Source organism: Streptomyces sp. NPDC058145 (assembly GCF_042884245.1).
Lineage (GTDB): Bacteria > Actinomycetota > Actinomycetes > Streptomycetales > Streptomycetaceae > Streptomyces.
Map to the genome: position 1 here is coordinate 930,308 of NZ_JBHVUH010000001.1, position 7,828 is coordinate 938,135.

A 7,828-nucleotide genomic window follows, 5' to 3' on the forward strand; every position below is an offset into this window, starting at 1 on the left:
ATACGGCCACGCTACCGGGCAGCACTGACTTGATGAGCGTCGCTGGGTGGCGGCGATCAGCGCCTAGCTCGCTTGCTCTGACGACGAGCCACGTCATAGACCTTCAGCACCTCATCTCCGTAGTGATTGATCACCTTGACAGCGATCTTGCCACTCTCCGGCACAGCAAACGGCCGGGACGTTGTGAGGTAGCAGGTGTCCCAGGCTGTCTCGTCGATATGAGCGCGCAGGGCCCGGCTCAGTGCCTGGTAAGCCTTGGTGTTGCCAGTGAAGTAGCAGTGCCGTACGAAGAAGGACTCCTCGTTGTATGCGGTGTCTATCATCCACAGGGCGATGCCCTCAGTGTTCCTCGATCGAACCTCCCCTGTAGTGGGGTCATAGACGTCCACTCCGCGTACCGAAACTGTGAGCATCCCTTCGTCGCTATGATTGATGTCGACATCAGGTTCACCGAACAGCGTGAACAGATTTCCACTGCCCGTGTTCTTGAGCAGGGATCCGCCCATAGCAAGGTCAGAGTTCATCCGAACGGTGAGCACTGGAAGTGAGCCGATCTTGAACTCCTCTGCCGTGCGCTGGGCGTCCGGCGTGAAGGCGAATGCGCAGACGATTAGCAAATCAAAACCCTCGCCACGCCGGGCTGCACGGGCGGCATTGCGGATCTGTGCCGGCCCCACCGTGCCGTATTGCGGTCCAACGAAGACCGCGACGCGTTGTGGTTCCCCGTCCGGGCCGTCTTCCCGGCGGCCGTCACCTTGGATCCATTCGTCGGGATAGGGCACAAGCGTGTCGAACTGAATCCGCTTCGAACGCTCGCCTGTGCGTACTCCCTCTTTCAGGAGGTGTTCCAGCACGGTTTGTACGTAGGACGGGGAGTCCGGGGAGCTTTCTGCTGCTCGCTCTGACCCAGATAGCTTGGCATCCGCTGAAAGAGTGCGGTACGGCGACAAGCTCTCTACAGTGAAGGGGCCTGTAACTCGGACCTTCTTCGGATCGCCAGCGGGACGGTCGTACAGGAGCTCCTTCTTGGCATGGATGCGAACCGCTGTATCGATCTCCTGTGGAGTCATGCCATCGTGAATGGTGGGGTTCTTGGAGTACGTTTGCAGTTCGATGTGCGGAAGTCGCTCGTAGACGAATCCCTTCCGTACGTCGCCATTGGTTGGCCCGTCTGGCACAGGCTGACCAGCAATCGCTGCTTCCTTTGTACGTCCCGCATGCGAGTCGGCGAGCAGGTAGTACGGATATTTTGCGGACATTAGCCGCTGTCGGGCGAGGGCAAGTGCTACGCGGGATGTGTCGATGGTGATCCACCGGCGTGCCCAATGCTCGGCTACGTAGGCGGTCGTACCGGAGCCGCAAGTGGGGTCTAGCACCAGGTCGCCCGGGTCCGTAGTCATGAGCATGCAGCGCTCAACAACCTTGGTGTTGGTCTGAACGACGTAAAGCTTGGGATCACCAAAACCGGCGGTTGTGGTGTCGTCCCAATAGTTACTCAGTGGGAAAGCCGGGAAATCATCGAGGTAGCGGACGTAGCTCAACGTATTTCCCGCGACTCCCAGTCGACGTGCTGCCTTCAGACGTTCCATGCCAGCCTCGTTGGTCTTCCAACGGCTGTGCCTGGGAGGCAGGAAGGTTCGCCCTTCAAATTCCACGGGGAACCAGGAGGCCGCACCCTCCCCTTTAGCACGTCCCGAGGCTTGACTGGTCAGGTTGTCGAGTCGGAAGACTCGACTTCCTTTTGGTAGCAATTCCTGGTCTCGCCGTTCCTGTGGCGACATTGACCGGCGTTTTCCGTCCGGCAATTCAACATATCGGTAGGCGCTTGCGCCCTCGCCACCCGCTACCTTAGCGCGGTACAGCTGACGGTACTTCTGGCTCTCTTTCAGGGCCTCACGGTCTTTTGCGTACCACAGCAGATAGTCCGCAGTCCCACCCAAAAGGTCACCAGTTGCACTGCTTGTGGTGCGGAAAGATATTTGTGAGCAGAAATTACCCCGCCCAAAAACCTCGTCGAGCACGGAGCGCACAAGGTGCAGATTGTCGTCTCCGATCTGAACAAAGATTGAGCCGCTGTCGTTCAATAGTTCGCGTGCTAGGGCCAATCGGTCGCGCAAGTAAGCGAGGAAAGAGTTTAGGCCCCACTGCCAGGTGTCACGGAAAGCCTTGATCTGCTCGACTTCTCGGGTTACATCTGCGCTCTTGGTGTCTGATACATCCCGACTGCCCGTGCGGGGCTGGAAGTTTGAGCCAAATCGAATTCCGTAAGGGGGGTCCATGTAGACCATCTGAACCTTGCCCCGCACGGATGGTGACTCTCGTTCGGCGAGCGAAGCCATCACCGCAAGCGAGTCACCCAAGATCATGCGATTCGACCAATTTTGCTCATGCTCGTAAAACTCGACCGCTTCCCAATCGGCGAGTCCATCGAAATCGTCGTAGAGCGATGGTTGTTCGAAACCGCCGGCCTCCTCTCTACGGAGAGATTCAACCAAAGCCCTAGGGTCGATTTTCTCCTGGATGAAGAGAGGGGGCGCATCTACGATTAATCCAGCTGCGTCCTGCTCCTGCTTGCCGCGCCATACGAGCTCCGGTTCTGTTACTGCACCACCTGGAGTGGCGGCGGTACGCTGCACCGGAACCTTTCGCGGAGCGGTGTCTTCTTCGTCTAGAAAGATGGAGTTATCCGCTGTGGGAATGTTGGAGCGTGTTTCTTCGTGCGTGATGGCTGTGACGGCCTTAGCGTTTGTCTGCTGTTCCCTGTTACGAGGCTGCATCGCCGGTTCCTCCCCTTCCGTCGAGCGCCTTAGCGGCCTCGGTGATCGATTGCCTGATCCGCCCTGGATCAGTAACTTCGCAGAAACCCCACAGTCCAAAGCCGCCATGACCGTTGACTGCCGGAATCCAAAGGCTCTGCACGGTCTCCGCCTTTGTTGCGGTCAAGGCTGCAGGCTTTCGCCCACCGGAGATCTCCAAGATGAGCGTGCGAGGGATCCCCTCCTCGGTCGGCTTCAAGCGTACGAGGAAATCAGGAAGATACCGATGACCGTGACCTGCATGGCTATAAGGGATGAAGAAGCCGAGGTGATCGTTTTTGACATAGGCCTCTACAAGCCCCTTAAGTCCCTCCAGGGCTTGTGCTGCTGCGCGTTCCCAGCTGTTTCCGGAGGGGCCGTCCAAAACAACAAAGTTGACGTGGCACATTTCTGAAGCGCTGGGGTAAACCTGCTTAGTCGTAGTGAAATTTACGACGCTTGTCGAGGAGGAACTTTGATACGGTTGGAAGATCGGAATCGTTTTCGCTGCCGGTGTTCCCTCCGGCCAGCCTAGCGAGTCCCGAATCTTGGAAACGGCCTGTTGGAGTAGTCCGCTACTCATCACAAGACCAACCTTGGCGTCGTCATGGCATTCGACACATTCCATCAGCCATTGCGTGACAATCTTGAGCACTGACGGGAAATGCCATGGCTTTGGATCCGAGCTGTCATCGAGGTGCTCGATAACACGCGAGGCTAGACGGAAGGCTACTTCCTGTGGTCGCAACGCCAGGAACGTCTCTGGGCTCTGGGTATCCGATGGACCGACGAGCCCTGCCGTTTCAGTTCTGATCGGAAGATCGCGCTTGGATAGAATCATTTGGGAGCGCGAGCTGAACCTAGCCACCGGGGAAGCGTCGGGAAATTCTTGCCGGTAGCCCGACAGACACGGGAAGGTGATTTCTGCGTGCCGTCGTTCAGGCTCTGCCCGCACCCTGTGTACGGGTTTGAGTTTGAGGTCTCGAGTTTTTCCTACGGTGGGGATGAACTGAAACGGGACGCCGTAGACATCCGCGTATTCAGGAGTGAAATACCCGTTCTCATCTGCCGCGTATGACCGTCGACGCAACCCGCGACCCACGACTTGCTCACATAGCAGCTGCGTTCCGAAAGCCCTGACGCCCAGAATGTGCGTCACGGTATTGGCGTCCCAACCCTCGGTGAGCATAGAGACGCTGACGACGCAACGAACATCAGCCCCTAGCCGGCCGGGTTTGCCAACTGTGTTCATTACCTCACGGAGCAACTCCGCGTCGCTAACCTCAGGCTCGCCACGTCCGGGGAATCTGCGGGAGTATGCGGCCTTGAAGTCCTCGATCTCTTTTGCCGCCAACTGTCGGAACTCTTTTGAGAGAGCCTGGCCTGATTCGAGTTCCTTGGAATCGACCAAAATGGTACGTGGCGAGTTAGACCATCGACCGTCTTGAACATTCGAGAACAAGGTTAGAGAACCAGGAGTGAGCACAGCTGTGCCGTCCTTGAGGACCTTTTCGTATCCCGCGATTTTATCGAACACCATCTTTGACACAGCGGTGTTAGAGCAGACAACGATAAAGACGGGCGGTGGTTCGCCTGCTGCGGCAGATTCCTTCCAGTGGGCGTACTCGCGTCGGTATGAGGAGTAGAGGCTAGCTAGGGCACCCTCAAGGGCGTCTGGCAGTCCCTCGGCGGATACTACGTCCGTCTTTCGGCCATGCCTAGGCAGTTCGCTTCGGATTTTCTGCCACAGGTCTAGATAGGTAACATCCGGAGACGGACGGTCGTCATCGACTGGAACCCGTGGGATCTTCACGACGCCAGATTCGATTGCATCTACGAGTGAGAAATCGCTGACCACCCATGGGAACAGGATTCCTTCGCGGTAACCCGAGCCACCAATGAAGAAGGGGGTCGCGGACAGGTCGTAAACCGACTTCACTCCGAGGTGTTTTCGGATTGCGACAAGTCCGGAAAACCATATGCGTGCCTCAGCCTCGCTTACTTCGGCATCCCGTCTTTCAGTGGCGGATACTCGCCTATCTGCATCAGCTTCCGCGGCGACTCTTGGTTGATAACAATGATGAGCCTCATCATTGAGGACCATGATCTCACCGGTGCCTCGAAGGCTTGCGCACACGCGTTTAACCATTGCTTCCTCGGACTCCGCGAAAGCACCGATTTCTTGGGCGTCGTTGCCTTGCAGCACGGCTGTATTAAGCCGAGTCATTTTTTCCGAGGACGATGTCTTGTCTCGGCGGCGCAGTGTGTGGAAGTTGACGATGGTGATGCGTGCTTGCTGAAGGCTGCTGTACAGGTCGGCGGGGACGAGATCGCGTTCCCTGTAGTAGGTTTCGTCATCCTCTGGCAGCAACACCCGAAGCCGGTCACGAATGGTGATGCCAGGCGTGATTACGAGGAACTTGCGTGTGAAGCGTCGGTCTGTGGGCTGGGCTGCCTTATTTAGTGCCTGCCAGGCGATCAGCATCGCCATGACGACCGTTTTACCAGTACCGGTGGCCATCTTGAGCGCGACGCGGGGAAGTCCGGTGCTGTATTCGCTGTTATGCGTGTCGAGCTCATTGCGGATCCACGGGTCGCCGCACTTGGTGGCAGCCTCGGCAATGTAAATCGCTGTTTCCGCAGCTTCCAGCTGGCAGTACAGGATTGGGTTGTCGCGCGAGGGATTTGTCCAGTACTCGATGAGCCGGCGCGTTGTCGGTGTGATGTTGGGGCGTCCGCTAGCTCGCCAACGCTCCAGTGCCTGGCGCACGCCATTGACTAATTGGTTTTCGGCGATATCCGCTTCACCGAAGCCAGGGAGTTCATGCTGTACGGAACTGCCGCTCTTCCGCGGTCTGGGCACTGGAATGAAGTGTGAACTTGGGCGCCGCAGTTCGATGATCTCGTTGGTGATGCCAGACGCGTCGAAGGCGAAGTGTCGAGAAGGTCTGCGGTATGGAGAGTTGATGATTGGGTTCTCGATGACCCTGCTGCCCGTTGGCCCTGTCATCGCCTCACCCCTCCGTCGCCATCTATGGCAGTAAGTGCCTGTGCGCACACCCTAGTTGATTGATCATCCGTTCGTCCCGGCGTTGCTAGTGATCAGGTGACGCGGACTGCCTACTGTCCTTGATCGGGCCCTCGGTGGCGGGAGTCCGGGGGTACGGCTGCTGGCGCAGGACGCCCTGGTGGGAGACCTGTGGAGAGTGCTTGGGTGCCGGCAGTGGGAGAGTGTCGCTTCAAAGACGGTCGGTGGAGCGGCTTTGGGCTGGAGCTGCTTTGGCGCGAGTGATCATGGCCCCGTAAGCTTCCGGCGCGTCGGGCAGTCTGTGGACCTGCCCGGTAAAGCACGACGTTGGGGCCATGATCTTCGAGGCTCGCGCCAAAGTGGCTGCCTAAAGCCGTGGAGCCGACCGCCCCAGCCACGACGTCCCCCTTCTCTGGCATCAGGTGGCTGATTGCTCTGAGCGCGGTACGGGCGCCGGCCGGGCTGGAGCGGGGCGAAGACAGACATCCGATGCGGTTGATCAGTCAAGCGGTGTTGGGGAAGGCAGTCTGCTCGTCGTAGGGGATGCGGTGGGTGAGGCAGTGGTGTAGGCAGCCCAGGAGCCGGTTGAAGAGGTTGCGTTGGGCTGCGACGTGTCGGTCTTCGGCTGCGCGGCGGCGGTCGTAGTGGGCTCGTGCTCCGGGGGATGCGGTGAGGGCGGCGAATGCCCAGATGTAGCCGGCTGAGGCGAGTCGCTGGTTCTTGATGTGCCTGGCCAGGACGGTGGTCTTGCGTCCGGAGGATCTGGTGATGGGGGCGGATCCGGCGTAGGCCTTCAGTGCGCGGGGGCTGGTGAAGCGGGTGTGGTCGTCGCCGAGTTCGGCCAGGACGCGGGCGCCGGTCAGTGCGCCGAGGCCGGGGAAGCTGGTGATGATCTCGGAGTCCTGGTGGGTGGCGAAGGCGGTGGTACTGGCGGCTTCCAGATCGTCGGCGCTGGCGCAGGCCGCGTTGAACTGACGCAGCAGGGCGAGGGTTTTGGTGCCCATGGCCTGCTCGATGACGGGTGGTTGGTGCATCTGCGGCTCGCGGAGCAGGGTGTGGAGGCGTTCGACTTCGCCGGTGATCTCCCGTTGGCGTCCGGCTTTCTTCAGGATCGCTCGCAGCTGCGGGCGGGTGAGCTGGGCGGCCTGGGTGGGTGTGGGGGCCGCGGCGAGCAGGGTGCGGGTGACGGGTGAGGCGAGGCCTTCACGGAAGTGGCGGAAGACGCCGAGGAAGCCGGGGAAGTACTCGCGCAGGTGGGAGCGGAGGCGGTTGCCGGTCTGGACGCGGTCCCAGACGGCGTCCTGGTGGGCTCGGGCCAGGACGGTGATGGCCTGGGCGAGGTGGCTGTCCGCGGGCAGGGGCCGGTGTTCTGCGGGGTCGATGCGCAGGATGTTGGCCAAGACCTTGGCGTCGAGGTGGTCGGACTTCTTGCGGCTGAGTGCGTAGCGGTCGCGGTAGCGGGCGGCGGTCAGTGGGTTGATCACGTAGATGGGTCTGCCGGTGGCCCGTAAGCAGGCGACCAGGAGCCCGTGAGAGGTCTCGATGGCCACCGGGATCGGGTTCTCTGGGCAGTCGCCGTGCTGGGCCAGCAGCTCCAGGAGCTGGCTGAGGCCGGTGGGGGTGTCGTCGATGCGGAGCTTGTCCAGGAGGGCGCCGGCCTCGTCGAGCAGTGCGATGTCGTGGTGGTCGGTGGCCCAGTCGATGCCGCAGAACACGCTGGTCATGGTGGTGTCCCTTGGGTGGGTGGCGGTGGTGTGAGGTCGTCGCCGTGGCGGGGTTGCGCGTCTCCCTAATGGCAGGGCTCGGGGCCCGTCATCCGATTAGCCGTTCGCAATCCCAGCGGTCGCCAGGGGTCTCGGTCAGCTGCGGAACTGGGAGCGTTCGCCGAGCGGTTAGAGGTGTTCCCTGGCGGCGGCTTGGACCACGAGAGCCAACGATGCCGCTGATTGTGTGCGAGCGGGGGTGGCGGGGCCGGTCCGCGCGGGACGAAGGCAGGAGCGCGGAC

At 60.3% G+C, this 7,828-nt stretch carries 3 protein-coding genes; all 3 read right to left on the minus strand.

The genetic code is table 11. The annotated features are described in order from the left end of the window. Positions 1–56 precede the first annotated feature (56 nt). Positions 57–2,777 (minus strand): site-specific DNA-methyltransferase, encoded by a 2,721-nt coding sequence (locus ACFVVO_RS04280; protein ID WP_390051527.1) that lies wholly within the window; start codon positions 2,775–2,777, stop codon positions 57–59. Continuing rightward, complete coding sequence (locus ACFVVO_RS04285; RefSeq protein WP_390051529.1) at positions 2,764–5,805, minus strand: BPTD_3080 family restriction endonuclease; 3,042 nt, start codon at positions 5,803–5,805, stop codon at positions 2,764–2,766. The genes ACFVVO_RS04280 and ACFVVO_RS04285 overlap by 14 nt, the downstream gene beginning before the upstream one ends. A 521-nt stretch (positions 5,806–6,326) precedes the next feature. Further along, on the minus strand, positions 6,327–7,547 hold the full coding sequence (locus tag ACFVVO_RS04290; protein ID WP_390051530.1) for an IS110 family transposase: 1,221 nt from the start codon (positions 7,545–7,547) through the stop codon (positions 6,327–6,329). Positions 7,548–7,828: the final 281 nt, after the last annotated feature.